Consider the following 22,407-nt stretch of genomic DNA (forward strand, 5'->3'; position numbering starts at 1 on the left):
ATATCTTTTAAAAAGAAAATATAGAGCTTAAAATACCCTTCTTAGAAGATTTTTTGCTCGGTGTTGTTTTTTTAGTACTACTTTTAGTGGCTGAGCTTTTTTTTGCTGTTGCTGTTACAACTTTTCTCGCCGGTGCTTTTTTAGAAGCCGTTTTTGCCGACGTTTTTTTAGTCGCTGTCGTTTTCTTGATTGTATTAGTACGAGGAGAAGTTGTTGTCGATTTTTTAGCTGTTGTGGCTTTCTTTGCTGGAGATACCTTTTTTACAGGGGCACTTTTTTTAGCGGGTACTGCTTTCTTAACTGCCGGACTTTTTTTTGTAAGAGCAGGCTTTTTAGCTGCAGAAGTTGTTGCTTTCTTTACAGCTGGTTTTTTAGCTGCTGTGGCTCCTTTTGCTGTTGTCGCTGTTGCCTTTTTGGTAGCTGTTTTAGCTGTGGCACTTTTTTTAGCCGTTGCTGCTTTTGATGAACTTGATTTTTTCGCCCCACCTTTTAAGCCGCCACCAGTTAACTTGTTAACTGTAGCCCAAGCACGTTTTTCCGCCTCTTTGTTACTCACACCACGCTTTTCATAGCTTTCTTCAATATGTTCTGCTTGTCTTTTTTGTTTATTCGTATAACTCGATTTATCACCTTGAACCATAACATCACTCCTTTGTTTTGTTATTCTATTGTCATTAAAATATTTTTTAGAAATTCATGCAAATTGATTCTCGCAAAAAACATTTTAAATTAATTTTTCGATGAACTTTAAATCCCATTTATATAAAGAAATACAAAGTTTAGAATTTTGGCTAATTGTTACTTGAGTTTTGGAAGGTATTAAGCAACCTATCTACATTATTTAAGGTGATAAAATACGCCCCAATTATAAGCTAACCAAAATCATTTTAAACAAACAATTTTTAAATCAATGTACAATTGAAATGAGCGACCCTATTAATAAAAATCCAAATAACATAAAACCTGCATGAACAAAAAAACTTTTTAAGGTTTTTCTATCCCAAAGTACCGGTGAAAAATGCGTTGTTGCCACAAAACCAAACCAAATCCAGATAACAACGACAATCTTTTCTAAAAAATTTTTCGCTTGCGTGATTTGTATAAAGACAGCCAAAGTGTAAGCTATAAAAAAAGAAATTAATAATTCTCCGATATAAGCTAATGCAAGCGATGTTTGTTTAATTGGTGGATTAATAACTCCTTCGTACCGTTTAGAACGGTGCCCAAACATAGCTGGAGAATACCAAATAGTTCCTAATATAAAATAGGCCATTGCCGCAAAAAAAATAGTGGTATAATTTATAGAAATATTTTCTAAAAACATATTTTTCTCCTGATTAGATTTTTTTAATTATTTATAAAGTTTAGGTTATTAATCTTTAGAAGCGACGGCTTCTTTAATTCTTATTTAATCTAATTGCAAAAGCAGGTCAATAGACTTTTAATCCTTAATGAAAACTATTTAGGATTAATAGTAAAAAGGGAAACATTTTTTATGAAAAAAAATTTATAAAAAATCTAAAAAAATTTCTTGAGTTATGTGACGATGAGGAATTTGAGATATTTCTTTTAAATCATTAATGGAGCAATGATTTAAAGAAAACTTCTGTTCGAGTCTATTCAAGAGTTGATCTTGAAACTTTGATTGATCGGAACAAAAATCTTTTAACGAACAAAGAAAATCTAAATGGGATCGATCTTTTCGATAATGAGGTCTTTTTTTAGGAAGAGATAAATATTGCATTTTATCATAGCAAAAATCCCAAAGCAACGAACTATGATGTAACCACCGATTTTTAGTAATCGATTGCGCATTACCTCCAAATTTCCTTAGTCCCATAACATAATCGTTTTCTTTTAACTGAAATGGGTGAGTTGGGAAAATAGGACGGTAAAATTCTTCTGTCCATTGCATAATATGTTGAGGGAAAGGAGAAATAGATAATTGTGAAGCATGACAAATAAAGGTGACAAAAATGGTATTTTCATCCACAACCACTGTTCCTCCTCCACTAAAGCGACGAATCAAAGGAATTGGGTTTTGATAGAAATAATCTAAATTAATCAACTCATCAACACGCCCAGAAATCCCTAAAACAACGGCTGGCGGTGAGCCGTGATTAATTAAACACCAGTTGTCGTGTTTTGTACGTAGTAAAGCTTCTTCCCATTTTAACTGAGTTAAAATAGGAACGCTTTTTAACTGCACAACATTACATTCAAGCATGACCTCTTATGCCTCAGAACAATCAGATGTTAGCCGTTCTTTTTTTATTGGCTCTTGATACCGCGTAAGAGCAATCATTAAAATCGAAATATCTGCAGGAGAAACTCCTGAAATGCGTAAAGCTTGGCCTAAATGGCGTGGAGCGACCTGGTTCAATTTTTGCTTTGCTTCGTTACGCAAACCGTTTACAGTTAAAAAATCAAACCCTATCGGAATTTGAATTTTCTCCACATGCGCCAATTTAGCCACTTCACTTGTTTGACGATCGATATAACCCGCATATTTTAAATTTAATTCAATTTGAAAATTAATTTCTTCTCCAAAATTTTGCATCACATCTGGATATTCTTTTAGCAAGGAAGCATATGTATTTTCGGGCCGGCATAATAATTGAGTTAATGTATATCCCTTATTAGACACTTGCTTAAATGTTTTTGCTAAACGTTCACTTTCTTCCTCCATAATTCTTTGCTTTTCTTTTACACGATCGTAACGCGTTTGATCAACTAATCCCACTTCATAGCCATAGCGTCTTAAACGAAGATCAGCATTGTCTTGCCGAAGTAATAAACGATGCTCTGCACGACTTGTAAACATCCGGTAAGGTTCATCCAAACCTTTTGTGACTAGATCATCGATCATTACTCCTATATATGCTTCCGAACGTTTTAAAATTAGGGGGGCTTTACCCATCACTTTATTCGCAGCGTTAATTCCTGCCATTAACCCCTGGCCAGCAGCTTCTTCGTAACCAGACGTTCCATTAATTTGGCCAGCTAAGAAAAGGCCTCCAATTTTTTTACATTCGAGAGAAAAGTCAATTTGACCACTTATAACATAATCATACTCAATTGCGTAAGCGGGTCTCATAATTTCAGCATGACGAAGTGCAGGGATACTTTTGATAAATGCCAATTGTACATCAAAGGGTAATGAAGAAGAGACTCCATTGACGTAAACTTCTTGGGTTTGGAGTCCTTCAGGCTCTAAAAAAATTTGATGGCGTTCTTTATCCGAAAAACGAACAACCTTATCTTCAATGGAGGGGCAATAACGAGGCCCCACTCCTTTGATTTTGCCTGAATACATAGGAGAGCGATGAATGTTGGATAAAATAATTTGTTTTGTTTCTTCTGTCGTATAAGTAATGTAGCAGGACACTTGCGGCAAACGAGGGATTCCCTCATTATCGTAAGAAAATTTGACTCCCGGATCACCCGGCTGTTCTTCTGTGCAACTAAAGTCAATGGATCGTTTATTGATTCTAGGAGGAGTTCCCGTCTTTAATCGACCTAATTTTAAACCATATTTTTCTAAGCTAGCTGACATACCCACTGAAGGCTGGTCTCCAGCTCTACCCCCTGAATAATTTGTTTCACCAATATGTAAAAGGCCTCTTAAAAATGTCCCAGAAGAAAGAACAATCGCTTGGCAATCATAACTAATTCCTTCTTTCGTCATCACGCCACAAATATGATCGTTTTCAATTAATAAATCTTCAATAGTGCCTTGCTTGATATCCAAGTTAGAGACTCGCTCCATACGGTGTTTCATCTCACTTTGATAAGCAAGTTTGTCGGCTTGCGCGCGAGGTGCCCAAACGGCAGGGCCTTTAGTCGCATTTAACATGCGATATTGGATCCCAGTGACATCAATCACTTTACCCATTTCCCCACCCAATGCATCGATTTCTCTAACGATATGCCCTTTAGCGATTCCTCCTACAGCAGGATTACAACTCATTTTGGCTATTGTATCCAAATTCATTGTGAGTAATAAAGTTCTCAACCCCATTCGTGCAGATGCCAATGCTGCTTCGCAGCCTGCATGCCCTCCACCAATAACAATTACATCATAACGAACAGGAAATTTCCAAAGCATCATTCAAAACACTCATTTAATTAATATTTAAATCCGAAATTTTAAAATAAAAACTCAAGTTTTACAAAATAAATTAATCAATTTAATAAATTTGTATTAGTTGGACTTATAGATAAGATAAAAAGAAGTTATAGAACTTAGGAGGGAGTTAGTAGAACTTGCAAGCTTAAGATAAATTTAAGCTTGCAAGTGGTGATTAAATTTTTCTCTGAAGTCTATTAGAAAAAAATCTATCTTCCTTTGTGCCGATCACGCCGGCTACGCTTCTTGCGCTTGTGTTTCGCAATTTTGTATTTGCGCTTCTTTTTAACAGAAGACATATCTTCTCCAATGCTTATTCATATTAGCCCTAAGTCCTGAGTTTATTTAATTAATTAACAATCAAAGTGTTTCCCAATTAAATAAACTCAAAACTGAGATTGTCATTTGCTTAACTTTGTAAACATGGAACTAGTTTAGAAAAAAGAGGATAAAATGTAAAGATTAAGAATTTGAAACAAAAGTCTAATTGAAACGCACTAGATTAAGCATCTTCTCTACCATCCCCTTTTCGACGACCGCAGTTAATAATGACCCTCTAAAACCATTCTCTCTCAAACTTAGCATATAGAAACAAATTTATATAAAGTGCTCAAAAACGTAATTTAAGGTTATTCTGGAACATAATGAATTGTCAAAAAAGAAAACACCGCTGAGAGGGACTTGAATTGGCTCGATCAACACGTTGTGTTAACGTGGGTCCGTTTCCTAATGGTTTTGCTTTAAATTGCGTACAATTCAAGCGGCACCATTAGCGTCATGGTCCCTTAAAAAAAATAAATATCGTTGATTGGCTTAATATTCAAATATCCCAATCAGCGGTGAAAAAAATGGCTGAAATCTCAAACTTTGAGCTAAATCACTTATAAATTCATAATAACTTATTTTTGCTTTTTTCGACTATAAACTTATCAGTTTAAAAAATTTGTGTTGAGGGGAGAGGGTTTGATTTACAGTCAGTGCATCTAAAAATAAAAACACCTTTCACAACTTTTTGATGCTCGTAAAGAAGGGGAAAAAGACCCATAAGTTCTACATGCTTGAAATAGTTTTTTAATTCATTTTGATAAAAGTCTAACTTTTTTTTCCAATCACGCTCTAAATAAGGTTGATTCTCCATCCAGATAAAGTAACCAGTTTTTCCTGCATAGTCATCCACCATGCTTGGCCAATACGAAAACTGATTTTGACGAGCATGATGAAGGTTAAGAAAATAGGCTCTTTGTTGCAGAGGGCCATAAAAACTTAAGATGCTGGTTGTTTGATATTTATCGCTAACTAAAAAGTCGGTTAAAGGGTTATATTTGGCTTCTAATAATGATTGTTCTAACTGGTCCCAACCCATATTGTGTTTGAAAGGATTCCACTTATACGTCATAAAAACAGGCCGCCATTGAGATTGGTAAAACAGTGGAAAAGAAAAAAGAGACAAAATTAAGCATCCTGCAGTAGCCACTCCTAATTTCAACCATTTCTCGTGGCGACTTCCTTCGCATGCAAAACCTGCTAACCAAACAATTGCTGTCGGATACGCAAAAACAATCCAATTTCCCTGAATTTTTTGAAAAAGTGACAGGCTTAAAGCACACGCTAAGCATATTAAAGAAAGTCCTCCACAAAATAACAGAGTTTTTTTAAAACTTGTGTGGATAGGAGGCATAGGCTTCATTTTTTTTGCTTGATAAAACCAACTATAAAGTAACAATCCAAACAAAATTGGTGAGATTAATAGAGCTTGAATCCCTAAGAATTCAAAAAAATTCCCGCCTGTTGCCCCATGCCCACCTTGAAGGGTAGAGAAAACATGACGGAAAGTTGCCCAATCATGAGAAATATTCCACCAAAAACTTGGTAAAAGACCCATTAGAGAAACACAAATCCCACTTACAAGCCTTGCCAAAGAAAGTTGAGGAAACCAAAGATATTGACTGATGAGAAAAAATACCCAAAAAAAATAAATGGGCCATTTAAATAAAGCTCCAGCCATTAAACATAAACCAACCAAAAAAGGAGAAGGGCTAAGATTTTTCCGCAAAGCTCTCACAACAATTATGCATGCTAATGTCCAAAAAATTAAGCACCCTCCATCCGTAATGGCAAGAAAAGATCCTATCAAACCGATAGGAGAAAAAGCCATGACAATTCCACTCCAAAAGGCTGTTCTAGGCTTTAATCCAGCTTCTAACGCTAAAACAAATACTAAATAAGACTGTAAAAATGACCATATTAAAGAAAAAAAACGAATTCCTAATTCTGTTTGCCCCCACAACTGTGTTCCTAACCAAATTTGCCAAGCAACGCCAGGGGGTTTACTGTAGTATCCCCAATCAAGCTTTTGGCTCCAAGTCCAATATTGAGCTTCGTCAGGTCCCAATCCCACCCCACCCCAAATAATAAATCCGACGATGAAGCAGGTTTTTGCAATTAAAACCCAGATTAAGCGTTTAAAATAATAGGTATGAAGGGACATTATATCCTATAGAATTAAAAAAATTAAATTTAATATAATAACAAATTATTAATTGACAGTCATTAGTATTTTAACTTTAATTAATAATTATTAAATGAATGGTTAGTCTTGTCTATCAGGAAAACTAAAAAGATCTTCAATTGCTTGTTTTGTAACATCGCGACTAATTGTTGCAATAGAATCTGTTAAGGGAATGCCTTTTGGACAAACCCTCACGCAGTTTTGATTATTTCCACAATCATTAACTCCCCCTTCCTGCATCAAAGGCCTTAAACGCTTTTCTTTTTGCGTTTTTCCAATCGGGTTTGCATTAAATAAGCGGACTTGTGAAATTGCCGCAGGGCCTATAAACGGAGAATGCATGTTAACTTGAGGACAGGCTTCAGAACAACAGCCGCAAGTCATGCAGGTCGCTAAAGAATACATCACTTTTTGTTTTTCTGGACCAATATTTGGTCCTGGACCTTGCTGGTAAGTTCCGTCGACATCAATCCATGCATGCACTTTTTTTAAATTTTCAAACATGCGACTACGATCTACAATCAAATCTCTCACTAAAGGAAATTTGGTCAGAGGCGCTAAAGTAATAATCAAATTTTTTGTTTCATTCAAAATTGGTTCAATAAGAGCTGTGCAAGCTTGCCGAGGATAAGCATTGATAAGCATTGAACAAGACCCACAAACTTCTTCTAAACAACCTGACTCCCATACGACAGGTTTGACTTTTTCCCCTTTAATATTGATAGGGTTGCGTTGGATTTCCATTAATGAAGAAATCACATTCGCATAAGGAATTAAAGCAAGCTCAAATTCTTCCCAATATTGAGATCCCGGTTCTCCCCGATATATTTTTAAAATGTATGTTCGAACCATCAAAAATCTCCTAGGTATTAAATAGGTAAAATAAGATTGGCAGGGATATTTTCTAATTTGGGTTTAATTTTTTTAGCGTGTGTATAATCTCTTTGTATAGGTTTGAGATGGCGTAAATCTACTTCTGCATATTCAATGCGCGGTTCATCTACCTGATAAATGGCTAGAGTTGTTTTTAACCACTCTTTATCATTTCGCTCTGGAAACTCTGGTTTATAATGAGCTCCTCTAAATTCATTCCGTAAAAGAGCACCTTTAGTAATTACCATAGCAATCTCGAGCATAGGCCCAAACTGATTGGCGACAGCATATGTTTGATTAGCAAATTGCGTTCGATCATCTAGCGAAATGTGTTGATATCGCTCTCTCAGTTCCTTCAATTTATTAAGAGTTTTTAGTAGGTCGGCATTATTTCGTTTAACTGTTACATTTGTAAGCATCCAATCAGATAATTCGTCATGTAAACGATGAATATTTTCAATCCCTTTCCTCGATAATAAATCTTTTTTTATGTCTTGTTCGGCATTTAAAGCTGATTCAAAAACTGAAGTTGGAGTTTCTCGATAAGAATAGGTTAATTGATCTAAATATCTAGGTACTTCTTGCCCGGCAACAAGCCCACTGAAAATACAAGAGAGTAGCGCGTTGGCTCCTAATCGATTAGCTCCATGATATTGGTAATCTGATTCGCCAACATTAAAACATCCATGTAAGTTAGTCATTTGTCTAAAACGATCAAACCGATCGTGATCATCCGCAGCAGGCCAATCAACCCACGCCCCCCCCATTGTATAATGCATAGCAGGGAAAATTCGCATAGGAACCTTTTTTGGATCATCACCAGTAAATTTTTGATAAATTTCCAAAATTGCTTTAAGCTTTTGCTTTTTCTCATCCGATAGATGGGATACGTCGAGATAAACCTGCATTTCCCCATTGATTCCTAACCCCATTTCGCAAATACGTAAAACTTCTCTTGCACCAATATCGCGGGGAACCAAATTTCCAAATGCTGGATATAACTCTTCAAGAAAATACCAAGGCTCTCCTGTTTTTCCACATGGAATTTCAGTTCCATCCGCTTTTTTTATCTGTTTAGAAGAATCTCCATAAACCCAAATGCGTCCTCCTTCCCCACGGGCAGATTCTGACATTAATCGGAGTTTATCATGCCCCGGAATAGCTGTTGGATGAATTTGGATAAACTCTCCATTCGCATAAATCATGCCTTGTTTAAATAAACGACCATTAGCAGCTCCAGTACAAAACGTGGAATTTGTCGATTTTTTAAAAATCATTCCAATTCCTCCCGTTGCTATCACAACAGCATCGGCTTTTAGCACATCTAACTTCATGTTAAAAAGATCCATCATGACAATACCTCTAGCGAGTCCTTGTTCATCTATGATCAGACGCATAAATTCATGAGATTCAAATTTTTCAACTCTCCCCATCACTTCGTATTTTCTAACTTGCTCATCTAGAGCATAAAGCAGCTGCTGTCCAGTAGAAGCACCACAAAAAGCGGTTCGATTATAAAGCGTGCCTCCAAAGCGTCTAAAATCTAAATTTCCTTCCGAAGTTCGATTGAAAGGACACCCAAACCGTGCCATCATCTGAATAATTGCTGGAGCTGCTAAACACATTTCTAAAACAGGAGGTTGATTAGCTAAAAAGTCACCTCCTTTAATCGTGTCATATGCATGAATCAAAGGAGAATCATCTTCTCCTTTTAAATTCATCGCTGCGTTAATTCCTCCTTGAGCACATACAGAATGAGAGCGTTTCACTTTTGTGACTGAGACGATTTTGACATTGCAACCATTTTCTGCGAGTTTCATAGCCGTAGAAAGCCCTGATAATCCCCCTCCAACCACGATTACTTCTTTAGCTTTAGACATCTTACCAATTCCTATTAATGTGAGAGATTAAACCAATATGTGCCCCAAATCGCCGCAAACCCCAAAAAAGCAATCATGATCATCAGTAAAGTAGCCATTTTCCTCATAAATTTTTGAGATCTAGCAGTCAAAGAAATGCCCCAGGTGATCATAAATGTCCAAAGTCCATTAAAAGCGTGAAAACAAGCAGCAATCACAAGGCCAGTATACAAAAAAATCATGATTGGTTTTTTAAAAGTATCTCTTACAATTAATAATTCAGCGATACCAAAAGTTTTTGATGCTGCCACTAACTGATTTGCGTTTATATGTAAACTCTCAAAAGCCTCTACCCAAGCTTTTTCTTCGCGATTTTTCTGAGCTGCAATTAATTGCTCAGGAGTTTCTTCCAAAGCAACTAAAGGACCTAACTGGGAGAAAATAGTCTGTTTTATCTCTTGAATTTGCGATTGAGAGTAAAGATCAAATCCTAGCCTTTTAGAAAGGGTGTACAAACCATTATCTTTTTCCAAGCGAACGAGATAATAATGTTGAGTGTCCAATTGAGCAGTTGCTGGATATTCTAAAAAACGCATATGAATGACATGAGCCACAATTCCAAATAATAAAATCCACGAAGTAATTCTTTGCCATGTATAGGCATGATTGCGAAAATGCCCTGGAAGAGAAGGTTGTGATCCATCAGAAGGCTGAGTATTGTATTTTGCCTGTAATAAATAATGAATACCCCAAAATCCATGAATTAAAAGTGGTAATCCTAATAAAATGATTTCAATCAAAGGTAAATAAGGTAACCCTTTTATCCAGTTGACTGCCGCTACAAAGCCACTTCCATCATCTCCAACAAAAAGCGCCGCTTGAGAATTAGTTAGTAAATGTTCGATCAAAAATAAAACTAACCAAAGCCCTGTTAAAGAATGAGCTCTTCGCCAAATAAAAGCTTTAGGAATAGGAGGAGCTTGATAAGTATAAGTCATGGGATACTCAAAAACGATTTCCAATGTTTTGAGTCTATATATACCTAGCTAGTGGATCCAATTCAATTTAAAATTGATCATATATAATGATATTTTCATTTATTATAAAATCAAAATAAATTTATTCATAAAAATAGGAAATAATTAATTTTTACAATCATTAAATGTCAAAAAATTTAAATATAATTTCAAAAATGGATCGTAAAAAAATATTTAACACTTTCAATAAATAAATTTATATCACTAAATTCGAAATAAATAACGTGCATTTTCAGAAGTCGTATGTGCCACTTCCTCTAGAGAAATACCTTTTAAAGTAGCAATCAAACGAGCTGTCTCTATAATATAAGAAGGCTCATTGGGGCGGCCTCGATATTTTTGAGGGGCTAGATATGGCGTATCTGTTTCGATCAATAGTTGGGACAGAGGAACTTCTTTTGCAACTTGCTGCAACTCGAAACTTTTTTTAAAAGTGACAATCCCACTTAGAGAGAGCATCCACCCTCTTTTAATGACCTCTTCAGCTTCTGCAATTGTTCCTGTGAAACAATGTAAAACACCTGGAGCATGACGACAGCCAATTCGATATTCTGCGTCAATAATTTCAAAAAAATCTGCAAAAGCTTCTCGACAATGAATGACTACAGGTAATCGACATTCAAGAGCTAAATGCAAATAACGATGGAAAAAGTCTTTTTGAATCTCTTTTGAAGAATAATCATAATAATAATCTAATCCTGTTTCTCCAATCGCTTTTAAGTAACCTTTACGAGCATAATCTGCAATCGTTTCAAATGCTGCTTCACCTTCTTTTTGTACATCATTGGGAGGGGTTGCAGCCGTTTGGTAAATCCAAGGATATTTTTTGGAAAGCTCTATCCCTTTTTTTAACGACTCGGGATCAGTACAAATATTGACTATTTGATGAACGTGCTCTTTTTGCGCTCTTTCTAAAAGAACATCAATTTGTTCGTAAACAGGAGAATTTGTTAAATGGGCGTGAGAGTCAATAAATGAAAGAGAATAGCTCATTCTATCCATGCTACCTCTTTAGAATTCAAAACTGAATTAATGTGTTCTTTGACAATATCAGAGGTCAGTATTTGAGGTAAAATAGTAGGCTCTTGCTTCTGATCACTCCCATAAAAAACATAGAGGGGCACACTATTGCGTCCAAATTGGCTCAAAGCCTCAGTAATCACTGGATCATTCTTGGTCCAATCGGCTATCATTCTAACAACACCTTCTTCCGAAAGTTTTTTATCAACTTCTTTAGAACCTAAAACGATATGATTGGCCTGACAAATCAAACACCATTTAGCGGTAAAATCAATCAGAACAGGTCTTCCTTGTTTTCTTAATTCGACAACTCGTTCCGGGGAAAATACCTCCCATCCAGCCCACTCTGCATTTCCAATCTGAGAAAAAGTTGAACTATCATTCCACGAATCTTTTGGTAAAATAATAGCTTCTATACCCATTAAGATGAAGAATAAGGCAGTGACATAAGCGATTATTCGCTTTTTTGAACTTATAAGAGGATGACTCCCTTTTCCATAAATCCAAGCTCCTATAGCAAAGCTCAAGAAACCAGCTATTAAGCAAATAAGAGAAAAAGTATTTGTCTGTGCACTAAATACCCACATTAACCATAAGACAGTGATTAGTAAAACAAATCCCATAAGTTCTTTAAAAGTTTCCATCCATGGACCAGGTTTGGGCATAAACCGCAAAAAAGCTGGAAAACTAGCAAGTAATAAATAAGGAAAGCACATTCCTAATCCAAGCAATGTAAAAATTAATAATGATTGAAAAACAGGTAATGTGACAGCAAATCCCACAGCAGAGCCTAAAAAAGGCCCTGTGCAAGGTGTAGCAACAGCTGTTGCTAAAACTCCACTTAAGAAAGAACCCATGTAACCAGACCATTGAGTTGCTTTTTCAGCTTGCGTCTGCCCCGCCCAAGAAGCAAAAAACATTCCCCACTCAAAAAGTCCAAATAAACTCAACGCAAATATAAATAAAACAGATGCTAAAATAACCACAAAAATAGGCTCTTGCAATTGAAATCCCCAACCCACAGCTTGACCATAGGCACGTAGAGCTAGCATTGCGGAAGCTAATAGCCAAAATGAGAGAATGACTCCTAAAGAAAACATTAAACCATGTTTGATCGTTAAAGAACGACTTTGACCGGCCATTTTAACAAAGCTCATCACTTTGAATGACATAACAGGTAAAACGCAAGGCATTAAATTTAGAATCATCCCCCCTAAAAAAGCAAATAAAAGAGCAAGAGCAATTCCCCCTTCAAACTCAAAAGATGATGCTTGGGTTTTTTGAGTTTTCATTTCCAGCGTGGAAGGTCTTATCGATTGAGTGTCCAAATGACTGATTAACTCTTTTTCGCCAACTTCGTGGATTGGTGTATCTATATCAAAAGCTTGGACACTTTCTTCATTCCCTTGCTGAGTATGCACAACCAAAACACCTTTTAAAGTCTGACTTTTAGCCCCAATCTCATCACTTCCTTTTAAATTGACTAAAAATCGCTGATCTTGCTTAGAAGCAGCAGCAAGAACAGGATCAACTTTGTAATCAATAACATCCTTTTCTTCAGGAAAAAAATAAACTCCAATAACGGGGTCAACATTTGGTATTTGATTCGCGTGAGGCATTTCAATTTGGACAATTCCTGATTTACGCACAGTTTTCACTTCTGCATGAAAACTGGGAATTTTCAAACGTGCTTGGGAAAAAAGAGTAGCTGTTTCAGTTTTTAATTTTGGCGCATCATTTTGGGTGACAACTTGAAGAGCTGTGGCTGTTGATCCTGGCTGACACGTAAGATCTGAACAAACAAGCCATTTGAGTTTAGCATTCAATTGAAAAGTTTGTCCAATAGAGAGATTAGCAGGAGGGGTAATCAAACTTAGTAGGACAACTTCTCCTTCATATCCAAATCCCACCATGTCAGCCACCTTAAATTTTCCAGGAAAAGGCCATTGTAAAGGCCCCACTTCAAATCCGAGAGGTAATGTCCACTCAACTTTTAATGGTATTCCCGCATCCCCCGGATTTTTCCAGTACACGTGCCAATCGTCTTCGATTTTAAGATGAAGGGCAACCCAAAAAGGATGGCCTGGCTGAATTGTCTCTTCTTCTTGAATTAACTGAACTTGTACATGGGCAGGACCTTCGAATGTGGCAAAAGACGGTAGGGGGGAAACAAACCCAATTAATAATAAAAAGAAACGAATATAATTGTTCATTCAAACATCTCCTGGCTTTATACGGCTTATTGAAGCCTTTCAAATGAAGGGGGATGAAATTTCACTTTGCGTGAGTTTTATTTATTCTTTGAAAGTCAAAACTTTGATCAGTATCAAAAAATCTTCTGAAGGAAAATTGGCAAGCCTATTTTCACAAGTTGATCTTTTTAAAACAAAAACAAAAAACTGAATCTTCGCGAGAATAATTCAAAGTTCGAATCTGAGGTGAAGTCATCAAAAATTTCCTATTTAAATCTAGTTTTTATTTTTACAAAACTTGACAAATAGGGTATAATCAGTTATTTGATATTAATCACATTAGATAATTAGTATAATAAATTTGAAAATTTATATTCAAGTAAATTATTATAAATAATAAAGGTATTGTAAATGTATGTAAATGTTAATATATTAGCTAACAATCCTTTTTTTGAAGCTTATTCTCAATCCGATGTATTAGGTAAACTAATTTTTTTAGCTTTATATATTCTTTCTATTTGTAGCTGGATTGTTTTAATTCATAAATTATGGTTGACTTTTCAAGCCAAAAAACATGCCTTCCGATTTCATGAAGCTTTTCAATTACAAAAAGCGAATCCTCTTAGCCTCGACTATGATACAATAAATAACAAAACACACCTTAATCCTTTTTTAGACCTCTATAAAGTTTTAAAACGACAAACTTTAGATGTATTGGCTAAAAATCGCCATTTTCATACTCAACTATCTAACACTCCGCAATCACCCACATTTCTTTCGTTGAGTGATATAGACTACGTTGCCTCTCATTTATCCACTCAAGTTGCTTCTCAAATAAAATATTTAGAAAAAAATCTTTACATTCTTTCCACAACTGTCAGTTTGGCACCATTTCTAGGGTTATTGGGAACTGTTTGGGGGATTTTGACAACATTTGCGGAATTACAATCTCATCAATCAGGCGGAAGTACTCATCAAATGGTACTCAGTGGACTATCCCTTGCCTTGGCTACCACAGTACTGGGACTTCTTGATGCAATTCCCGCTTTAATTGGATATAATTATTTAAAAAATGAAATTCGTGATTTTTCGATGGATATGGAAGGTTTTTCAAACGACATTTTAGCTGCTGTTGAATTACAATATCGCAAAGTAGAAGCTTAGAAAAGGTGAGCGCAATGATTAGAAACCGTTTTTCTTTTTCTCACTCTTCAATTCCCGATGAACCTGCCGTAAATTTGACACCTTTAATTGACGTTGTGTTTGTTATTTTGATTATGTTTATTGTAATTGCCCCCTTATTAGAACAAGATCATGTCGAACTTGCTGATGCGCCAAAATTCAATTTAAATAATCATCAGTCTGTTCAGGAAAGTAGTCCGATTACTATTCATGTAAGATCTGATAACACGATTTGGTTAAATCAAGAACTTATACTTCCTCATCTGTTAGCCGAAAAGCTTAAACAAATTAAATTGAAACATCCCAAAATTACTCCTCAAATTTTTCATGATAAAAAAGCCTGTTTCGGGACATACCAACTAGTCAAGAATGCTGCAGAAGAAGCAGGATTTTCAAAAGTAGACATTATTTTAAAACCTGCTTAAAGCAACCCATTGCTTATGCACAATGATCCAACTTCTCTCTTTTTTCAATCTTATACCCAGCAAAAAGCTTGGTGGTTGATTGCTATTGCTGTCATATTTTTTCATTTACTGATTTTATTAGTTAATTCTACATGGTCAATTTCATCAGAAAAACAACAAACGACGAAATTAGTAGTCTCGACACTTATCCTACAACCTTCCGCTCCTCCCTCTTCTATAAAAACTTTGCTTACACAAGAGATTGATAAGAGTTTAATCTCATCCACTTCGTTACCTTTAACACCAGAAAATCCCTTACCTGCTAAGCCAAAACCACAAAACTCTTCTAAACCACATAAAGTGACTGAAAAAAAATCTGAACTTAAGTTAGAATCTAAACTCTCTCCAAAAACTGAACCAAAAAAAAGTACAGTCTCTTCATCAAAAATAAAAAAAACTGAACCCCCACAAAAAAAAATTACGGAACAAAAACAAGCAGAGAAGAAAAAAGTAAAAGCGACTCCAGCAATAACATTTGAGAAAGAAAAACAAAAAAAAGAGGCTGTTAAAAAAGAAAATATTGCTAAGGAAACTCTTGCCAAAGATGTTGACAAGCAACTTCAGCAAGAATTAGCAGCCTCACAGGAGGCTGCTCTAAAAAAAGAGCAACAGCTCTTAGCTAAAGCTAAAGAAAATCTAGCCAAAATAGGAGAGGCAAAACAAAAATCCAATTCTACCACGCCAACTAAAATTGGAGAATCCTCTATTCTAAAACAGATTCAAAATCTACAAATTGACACTTTACCTCAAGGAAATAGTGTTCAAGGAGAGTTAAATGGAAGGGATAGCAGTTATCGAGACGAAATTGCTCAACGATTAAAACTTTTTCTAAAATTACCCGATTACGGATCTGTACAAGTTAAATTGACGATCGACCGAACAGGCAAGATTGCTCAAATTAGCATTGTAAAAAGTGAAAGTTCAAAAAATCAGCAGTACATAGAAAAAAACCTTCCCACGATTTATTTTCCAGCTTTCGGAACTCGATTTGAAGGGCTTTCCCAATACACTTTTTTAGTTACGTTAAATAACGATTATTAACCTAGATTACAAGTTTATTCACTAAAAAATCTATTAGATTATTAAAAACCCAAGAAATTTTATGTATGCATTTTTTTTTAAAACATCTAACCATTGGATACAGTTTCTTATCTGCTTTTGTTTATCTTTAGCTCCCTTTTTTGCTCATTCGATAGACGAAGACCCTATTGTTGTTCGCCTCTCGACAGATTCTTCTCTTGTTCCTCTTTATTTAGCTCCTTTCACTATAGAACAGACAAATTTTTCTCCATCCTATCTTAAACAATTGGAAAATATCTTAACCTTTGATCTTAATCACAATGGATCTACTTATTTATCAAAAAGAAATACCTCCAATGACCAGTTAGCCAATGCAGGTGAGCTAGAAGATTTAGGTATTGCTCAAGCTTGGCAAGCACAAAATATTTTTTATGTGATCAAAGGTATTATCAAAGAAAACTTTCTTCAGGTATTTATATTAAGTACGAATACACAAAATCTTAAAAAATGTGATCCAGTTATGCTAACCGGTGATTTATCCCAAGATCGCCGATTAATTCATCGTATTGCAGACACTATTCATAAAGCCTTATTTGGAGTGGAGGGAATTGCCTCCACTAAAATTTTGTATACAGTTAAAACTCCCCTTGTCGATAATAAACAAAAACTTTCTTCCGAAGTTTGGGAAGCTGATTACGATGGAGAAAATGCACGACAAATTACTCAAGAAAAATCTTTTTGTGTGAATCCTACTTACATTCCACCCAAAAAAGGTTTTTTATCAGGCAATTTTCTTTATGTTTCTTATCAAGTCGGACAATCAAAAATTTATATTGCGAATTTAAAAGATGGCAAAGGACAGCGTTTATTGAAGCTTAAAGGTAATCAACTGATGCCTACACTTTCTCAACAACGAGATAAAATTGCCTTTATTAGCGACGTAACTGGCAATCCCGATTTATTTTTGCAACTTTTCAATCCTGAAACAGGTGTTGTTGGAAAACCGCAGCAAATTTTCTCTGCTAAATTAGCTACCCAAAGTACTCCTTCATTTAATCCTGATGGAACCAAAGTAGCTTTTGTATCTGATAAAGATGGTTCTCCAAAAATTTACGTCATTGCCATTCCAGAGCCTGGAACAAGTTTAAAAAATATAAAGGCAACTCTAATTACTAAGCGCAATCGAGAAAGTTCTGCTCCTGCATGGTCACCAGACGGAACAAAAATTGCTTATTGCTCCCGAACTGATGGGATTAGGCAAATTTGGATTTACGATTTTACAACCAACCAGGAAAAACAATTAACGCAAGGACCTGTTAACAAAGAAAATCCTTCGTGGGCTCCCAATAGCCTTCATCTTGTTTATAATTCAGCTGATACCAATGATAGCCAGCTCTATTTGATTAATTTGAATCAAACGGAGGCAACTCGCATAACTTCAGGAAAAGGTGAAAAACGTTATCCCAATTGGGAGTTACGTTTTGATCGCTAATCGCTTGTTTATCATCTAATTAGATAAGAGATTGTAAATGCTAGTGTTTTTTTTTGCTAATTTGACATGATTTTTGTTAAACTACGTTCAACTTTTTTCGAGATTTCATTAATTTTGCTAAAATGTTTTTTTTGAAGCTTTTATGATCAATTTTTTTTAACGTTATATTTTATTTTTTCTCAAAAATTTAATTACAAATTCATTCAAAATTTTTTTTTGCAAATAGAGTAAATTTCAAAAAGAAACTGTTTTTTCACTTACAAATCTTCAATGAGCTCTCTCTAATTTCCGGAGAAAATCTTATGAGAATATATTCTTTTTATTTAGTAGCCTTATTAGGGTCTGCCTGTCTACTTCAAAGTTGCGCAAGAAATGGTAGCGACGTTTGGGAAGATACAAAATCAGCTGGCCGGCACATGAACCGTGGTGTAAGGGCTCTTGGCGGCAAACATGGCGACTCTCGCCAAATTCATTCAAAAAACGATTTTGAATGCGTAGATGATGAGTATAGTCATCAAGAAGGAGGTTTTCAAGACTGTGATTATTCTCGCGCAGACTTCATTCCCTTACAAGATCAAGCCAACAATGAGTTTGCAATGGTAGATATCCTTGCTCGCCAACCTAAAGAAACGCCTGGTGAAATAGGTAGTTCCATTCCGAGTATTGAATCTTTTCAAGATCCTTGCATGATTCCCCAACTCGCAGCCATTTTTAAAACAATTTATTTCGATTATGATAGCAGTATGATTAAAGGTCAGGCAAATTTACAAACAATTCATCAAATTGCTGATTTCATGCGTCGCCATCCAAATGTTTATATTTTTATTGAAGGACACACCGATGAAAGAGGACCTCAAGCTTATAACTTGGCTCTAGGTTCCCGTCGTAGCAATGCCGTTCGTAATCTTTTGATTAGTGAAGATGTTAATCCAGATAATCTCTTTACCATTTCTTATGGGAAAGAACGACCCGTCGTCTTAGAAAAACATGAAGAAGGCTGGTCTAGAAACCGTCGTGTAGAGTTCAAGATTTATGAACGTTAAAATTTTTTTTCTTATGGGAACACTAATCATGTTCCCACTTTTAAATTGTATGAGTGCAACTTATCCAAATTACTCGGCGAATTCTAACCTGCCTAATCAACAATCTACCCGTCCAGTTATTGATAATAATACAATCCGATTTAAGAATAGTTTAGCCGATCTTAAACACGAATTAAGTAATCATGAAGCAGAGATACGCATTTTTGAAAACAAGTTGCATAATCAAGAAAGTTCACTCGATCAAATTCGTCAACAAATTGTAGATGATTTAGAGAGACAAAAAGAATATACACGAGCGATGAGTATTAATTTAGAAGGGAAAATTGATACTCTTGATAAAGCTGTCAACGGTTTGATGAATGACCTTAGACAATTAAAAAATCATGCCAATGATTCGGTAAATGTTTTAGCTCAATATAAACAGAAATTGGTTGAGGTTGAGAAAATCCTTGAAGTACAGGATCAGCATATTAGCAGCCTGGAGGCAGCTTTGCATTCTCTCATAGATGTCTGGCAGGCAAGAGAAACAGCAACACAAGAAATTGCAAACAAACAAGCGATAAATTCATCTAAAACATACAAGGTCCAACCCGGCGATAGTTTAGAAAAAATTGCAAAGGTTAATAAAACGACTGTCAAAATTTTGAGAGACTGTAATCAGTTAACTTCTGATCTTATTGTGGTCGGACAAGTACTTAAACTTCCTTAACCTATGGCATTCAATCACCTTACTTCTTCTCATGCTATTGGTTTATTTGACTCAGGAGTAGGGGGGTTAACAGTCATGCGAGAAATGATTCGTTTACTGCCCCAGGAAAACCTCTTGTATCTTGGGGATACAGCAAGAGTACCCTATGGAAATAAGAGCGCAGAAACAATTATTCGCTATAGCATTGAAAATGCTATTTTTCTACTTGAAAAGCAAATTAAAGTATTGGTGGTTGCTTGTAATACAGCCTCAGCTTTAGCGCTTCCAAAATTAAAACAACTCTTTCACCTCCCAATCATAGGCGTCATTGAACCTGGGGCTAAATTAGCAGCTGCAACAACGCGTAACAAACGTATAGCCGTTTTAGGAACCAAAAGAACCATTGAATCTGGTGCTTACCAGTCTGCAATTCATCAACTAATTCCTGATGCGATTATCTTTCCAATTGCATGTCCTCTATTGGTTTCTCTCGTTGAAGAAGGTTTTCTCTATCATTCTGCTTCAAAACTCATTATTCAAGAATATTTAAAAAATTTAGAGAAGGCGGATGTCGATACTATTTTGCTTGGTTGCACCCATTATCCTTTACTTAAACCCCTCATTGAAGAAATAATGGGCTCATCTGTTACAATTATAGATTCAGCCTTGACCTGTGCCCAAACCGTCAAAAAACTTTTAGAAAGTCATCAACTTGTCAATTTGAATCCACCCGCAATTCACCAATATTTCGTCACAGATGATCCAGAGAAATTTCGCCAACTTGGTGAATATTTGTTTCAATCTCCTCTTTCTTTAGTAGAATTGCACAAATTAATTCATTCGTAATCCATTTGAGTTCAGCCAATTAAAAATCAATTTCTCGCATTTTATTAGAAAATTTAATTGGATATTCCCTGCAAAAATAATAACATTTGTTATTTCACTGGTTGCTTTAAATAGATAGTTTACAAGTAGTTAATTATATAAAATTGTAGTTTAACCTTGTGGCAACGATGAGCTATGGTAAACAGCTTAGGTTTTGTCAATCAAATTAACGCTCACCTAAAAGATGAGAAAACTATTTTAAGAGTTTTAAAAAAAGGGAAATCCTGAAGGATATTCAGCAAACAGAATACTTGATGCGGAAAAAGCAATATATCAGTGCTGCTAGTGATGAATTCATTCCTAAGTCACACAACCATTAAAGATAAAGGTAAATTCATTCACCTTTAAAAATCGAGTATCATTTATTTAATGTTCAAAATACTCCTTGATAACTAAGAAGCGTTTTAAATTGAATAATTTTCGTTGCGGCTTTTTTAACCCAAATTGTGAGTTTAACAAGATTTTTTCTAAGAGGCAAAGGTATTTAGACTGAAAAAGTTATGTTTTTTGTTTCTTCTTAAAAACGAAAAAAGTAAAAATGATGAAAATGAAACAAAAAATTAACGTCCAAAAAGGAAGGACTTTCTGAGAAATGATTTCTGCATTTTCTAAAATATAAAATTGCCTTAATTTTTTCCCTTCCTCTTGCACTTGTAACTTTAATATCCCCTGAACTGTCACCATTTGATTAGTAGAAATTTTATCAATTCCTTTCAAAAAAATTTGTTGTGCTGCTTGATGAGAATTGTCAATACAACAACTTTTTAAATTAGGTTGAGAAGCCAGTATAAAGGTATTCCAAGGAGATTGATAAATAAAGCCTTTGATTTGAACGGATTGTTCAGGTATGAAAAAATAATTTTCGCTTTGTAATTCTTCAAAAGTTATTTGTGAGGAAGTTGTAAAGGATAAAAAAAAGAAGCTAAAAATAATGAGTTTTAGAATACACATTCTCATACCCGAGAAAACTGAATTAATCCTGCAAGATTAATTCAGTTTTAATTTATCTTATTCATCGTCTTTAAAACGATAACCTACCCCTCTAACAGTTTCAATACCATCAAAATTAGGACCTAATTTCTTTCTCAAAGAGGCAATATGCACATCAATGTTACGATCGATGATAAAGGCTTCGTCATTTTGTACATCATCTAATAATTGATTTCTAGTCAATACCTTTCCACGATTAAGAAGTAAGCGTCTTAAAATTCCAAATTCAGAAAGAGTTAAAGCAATAGATTTATCTTTCTTTCTCAACAAATACCGATCGACTTCCATAGTGTATTCGCCAAAAACTAATGTTTTTGCTTCCTTTTCTCCTTCTTTTCCACGTCTCATAACAGCTTTAATACGTGAAAATAAAACCTTTAGAGAAAATGGTTTAGCAACATAATCATCCGCACCTAGCTCAAGTCCTAAAACAACATCGAGCTCTTCGCTTTTTGCTGAAATTATAATAATAGGAATATTTTCTAAATCAGGATTACTTTTGATTTTACGGCATACATCTAGTCCGTTTAATCCAGGTAGCATAATATCAAGGATAATAACATCTGGTTTTTCTCTTTCTATAGCCAAAAAACCATTTAATCCATCCATTTCCAGATGGACTTTATATCCAGCCAATTCTGCCTGGAGTTTAATCAAAGAGGCTATATCCTCTTCATCTTCAATAAGCAATATTTTTGTTTTTTGCATTTTAATAGCTCCGCGTACTGAATTGGTATTTTATAATTTAAATTTTTCTAATATTCAAGTTTTTTTATTATAATTATTTTTATTTTCATTTGATAACTACAGCTAACATTTAAAATGCACCTATTATTTATTATAACAAAAATTTAAATCATATAAATGTGTTATTACATTAATATAAAATAAAATTTAATTTTAATTAAATATTTTTAAAATTTTTATTTATTAAATAGTTTGTTTTCAAGGATTTATAAAATGATAATTTTATTAAAAAACTAACCCTTTTAACTTTATTTTTTTTTTGAAGAAGGATATACTG

General features: G+C 34.9%; 20 protein-coding genes. 7 read left to right on the forward strand and 13 right to left on the reverse strand.

Features of this window, described 5'->3' with window-relative positions; all coding sequences use genetic code 11:
* Positions 1-7: 7 nt before the first annotated feature.
* From BU804_RS00395 to BU804_RS00445, 11 genes are all read right to left on the reverse strand, one after another.
* Complete coding sequence (locus BU804_RS00395) at positions 8-640, reverse strand: hypothetical protein (RefSeq protein WP_075882535.1); 633 nt, start codon at positions 638-640, stop codon at positions 8-10.
* A 267-nt stretch (positions 641-907) separates the two neighbouring features.
* Positions 908-1,324, reverse strand: coding sequence for a DUF1761 domain-containing protein (locus BU804_RS00400; protein ID WP_075882536.1), 417 nt, complete (start codon positions 1,322-1,324; stop codon positions 908-910).
* A gap of 183 nt (positions 1,325-1,507) precedes the next feature.
* Positions 1,508-2,227, reverse strand: a complete 720-nt coding sequence (locus tag BU804_RS00405) for a lipoate--protein ligase family protein (RefSeq protein ID WP_075882537.1) — start codon at positions 2,225-2,227, stop codon at positions 1,508-1,510.
* Positions 2,228-2,233: 6 nt separating this feature from the next.
* Positions 2,234-4,111: a tRNA uridine-5-carboxymethylaminomethyl(34) synthesis enzyme MnmG gene (mnmG, locus tag BU804_RS00410; RefSeq protein ID WP_075882538.1), complete on the reverse strand. Its 1,878-nt coding sequence runs from the start codon at positions 4,109-4,111 to the stop codon at positions 2,234-2,236.
* Positions 4,112-4,338: 227 nt separating this feature from the next.
* Positions 4,339-4,428 (reverse strand): AURKAIP1/COX24 domain-containing protein, encoded by a 90-nt coding sequence (locus BU804_RS17230; RefSeq protein WP_075882539.1) that lies wholly within the window; start codon positions 4,426-4,428, stop codon positions 4,339-4,341.
* Positions 4,429-5,063: 635 nt separating this feature from the next.
* A complete protein-coding gene (locus BU804_RS00420; protein ID WP_075882540.1) occupies positions 5,064-6,617 on the reverse strand; it encodes an ArnT family glycosyltransferase in 1,554 nt (517 codons plus the stop codon).
* Between the two features lie 102 nt (positions 6,618-6,719).
* On the reverse strand, positions 6,720-7,490 hold the full coding sequence (gene sdhB, locus BU804_RS00425; RefSeq protein ID WP_075882541.1) for a succinate dehydrogenase iron-sulfur subunit: 771 nt from the start codon (positions 7,488-7,490) through the stop codon (positions 6,720-6,722).
* Positions 7,491-7,507: 17 nt separating this feature from the next.
* Entirely contained in the window at positions 7,508-9,391 is a 1,884-nt protein-coding gene (sdhA, locus tag BU804_RS00430) for a succinate dehydrogenase flavoprotein subunit (RefSeq protein WP_075882542.1), read from the reverse strand.
* Positions 9,392-9,405: 14 nt separating this feature from the next.
* Positions 9,406-10,368, reverse strand: coding sequence for a succinate dehydrogenase (locus BU804_RS00435; protein ID WP_075882553.1), 963 nt, complete (start codon positions 10,366-10,368; stop codon positions 9,406-9,408).
* Between the two features lie 243 nt (positions 10,369-10,611).
* Positions 10,612-11,409, reverse strand: coding sequence for a TatD family hydrolase (locus tag BU804_RS00440; protein ID WP_075882543.1), 798 nt, complete (start codon positions 11,407-11,409; stop codon positions 10,612-10,614).
* Positions 11,397-13,640 (reverse strand): protein-disulfide reductase DsbD family protein, encoded by a 2,244-nt coding sequence (locus BU804_RS00445; protein WP_079988536.1) that lies wholly within the window; start codon positions 13,638-13,640, stop codon positions 11,397-11,399. Before BU804_RS00445 ends, BU804_RS00440 begins: the two co-directional genes overlap by 13 nt.
* Before the next feature lie 390 nt (positions 13,641-14,030).
* Between BU804_RS00445 and BU804_RS00450 the strand changes: the two genes are divergently transcribed.
* The 7 genes from BU804_RS00450 (at position 14,031) to murI (ending at position 20,354) form a co-directional block, all read left to right on the forward strand.
* Positions 14,031-14,783 carry a MotA/TolQ/ExbB proton channel family protein gene (locus tag BU804_RS00450; protein ID WP_075882544.1) on the forward strand — a complete coding sequence of 251 codons (753 nt, stop codon included), beginning with the start codon at positions 14,031-14,033 and terminating at the stop codon, positions 14,781-14,783.
* A 14-nt stretch (positions 14,784-14,797) separates the two neighbouring features.
* Positions 14,798-15,226: an ExbD/TolR family protein gene (locus tag BU804_RS00455; protein WP_039360493.1), complete on the forward strand. Its 429-nt coding sequence runs from the start codon at positions 14,798-14,800 to the stop codon at positions 15,224-15,226.
* A 15-nt stretch (positions 15,227-15,241) separates the two neighbouring features.
* The gene (locus BU804_RS12440) at positions 15,242-16,306 is read left to right on the forward strand and encodes an energy transducer TonB (RefSeq protein WP_075882545.1); all 1,065 of its coding nucleotides are present in this window, start codon (positions 15,242-15,244) and stop codon (positions 16,304-16,306) included.
* 61 nt (positions 16,307-16,367) lie between these two features.
* The gene (tolB, locus tag BU804_RS00465) at positions 16,368-17,777 is read left to right on the forward strand and encodes a Tol-Pal system protein TolB (RefSeq protein ID WP_075882546.1); all 1,410 of its coding nucleotides are present in this window, start codon (positions 16,368-16,370) and stop codon (positions 17,775-17,777) included.
* Positions 17,778-18,079: 302 nt separating this feature from the next.
* Positions 18,080-18,820: an OmpA family protein gene (locus BU804_RS00470; protein WP_075882547.1), complete on the forward strand. Its 741-nt coding sequence runs from the start codon at positions 18,080-18,082 to the stop codon at positions 18,818-18,820.
* A gap of 28 nt (positions 18,821-18,848) precedes the next feature.
* Positions 18,849-19,529, forward strand: a complete 681-nt coding sequence (locus BU804_RS14355; protein WP_226996076.1) for a LysM peptidoglycan-binding domain-containing protein — start codon at positions 18,849-18,851, stop codon at positions 19,527-19,529.
* A 3-nt stretch (positions 19,530-19,532) separates the two neighbouring features.
* Positions 19,533-20,354 (forward strand): glutamate racemase, encoded by an 822-nt coding sequence (gene murI, locus BU804_RS00480; RefSeq protein WP_075882549.1) that lies wholly within the window; start codon positions 19,533-19,535, stop codon positions 20,352-20,354.
* Positions 20,355-20,891: 537 nt separating this feature from the next.
* Here murI and BU804_RS00485 read toward each other — a convergent pair.
* Both BU804_RS00485 and BU804_RS00490 read right to left on the reverse strand, forming a co-directional pair.
* Positions 20,892-21,344, reverse strand: coding sequence for a hypothetical protein (locus BU804_RS00485; protein WP_075882550.1), 453 nt, complete (start codon positions 21,342-21,344; stop codon positions 20,892-20,894).
* Between the two features lie 57 nt (positions 21,345-21,401).
* Positions 21,402-22,091 carry a response regulator transcription factor gene (locus BU804_RS00490; protein ID WP_011176400.1) on the reverse strand — a complete coding sequence of 230 codons (690 nt, stop codon included), beginning with the start codon at positions 22,089-22,091 and terminating at the stop codon, positions 21,402-21,404.
* Positions 22,092-22,407 lie beyond the last annotated feature (316 nt).

Source organism: Candidatus Protochlamydia sp. W-9, assembly GCF_001950615.1.
Classification (GTDB): Bacteria; Chlamydiota; Chlamydiia; order Chlamydiales; family Parachlamydiaceae; genus Protochlamydia; species Protochlamydia amoebophila.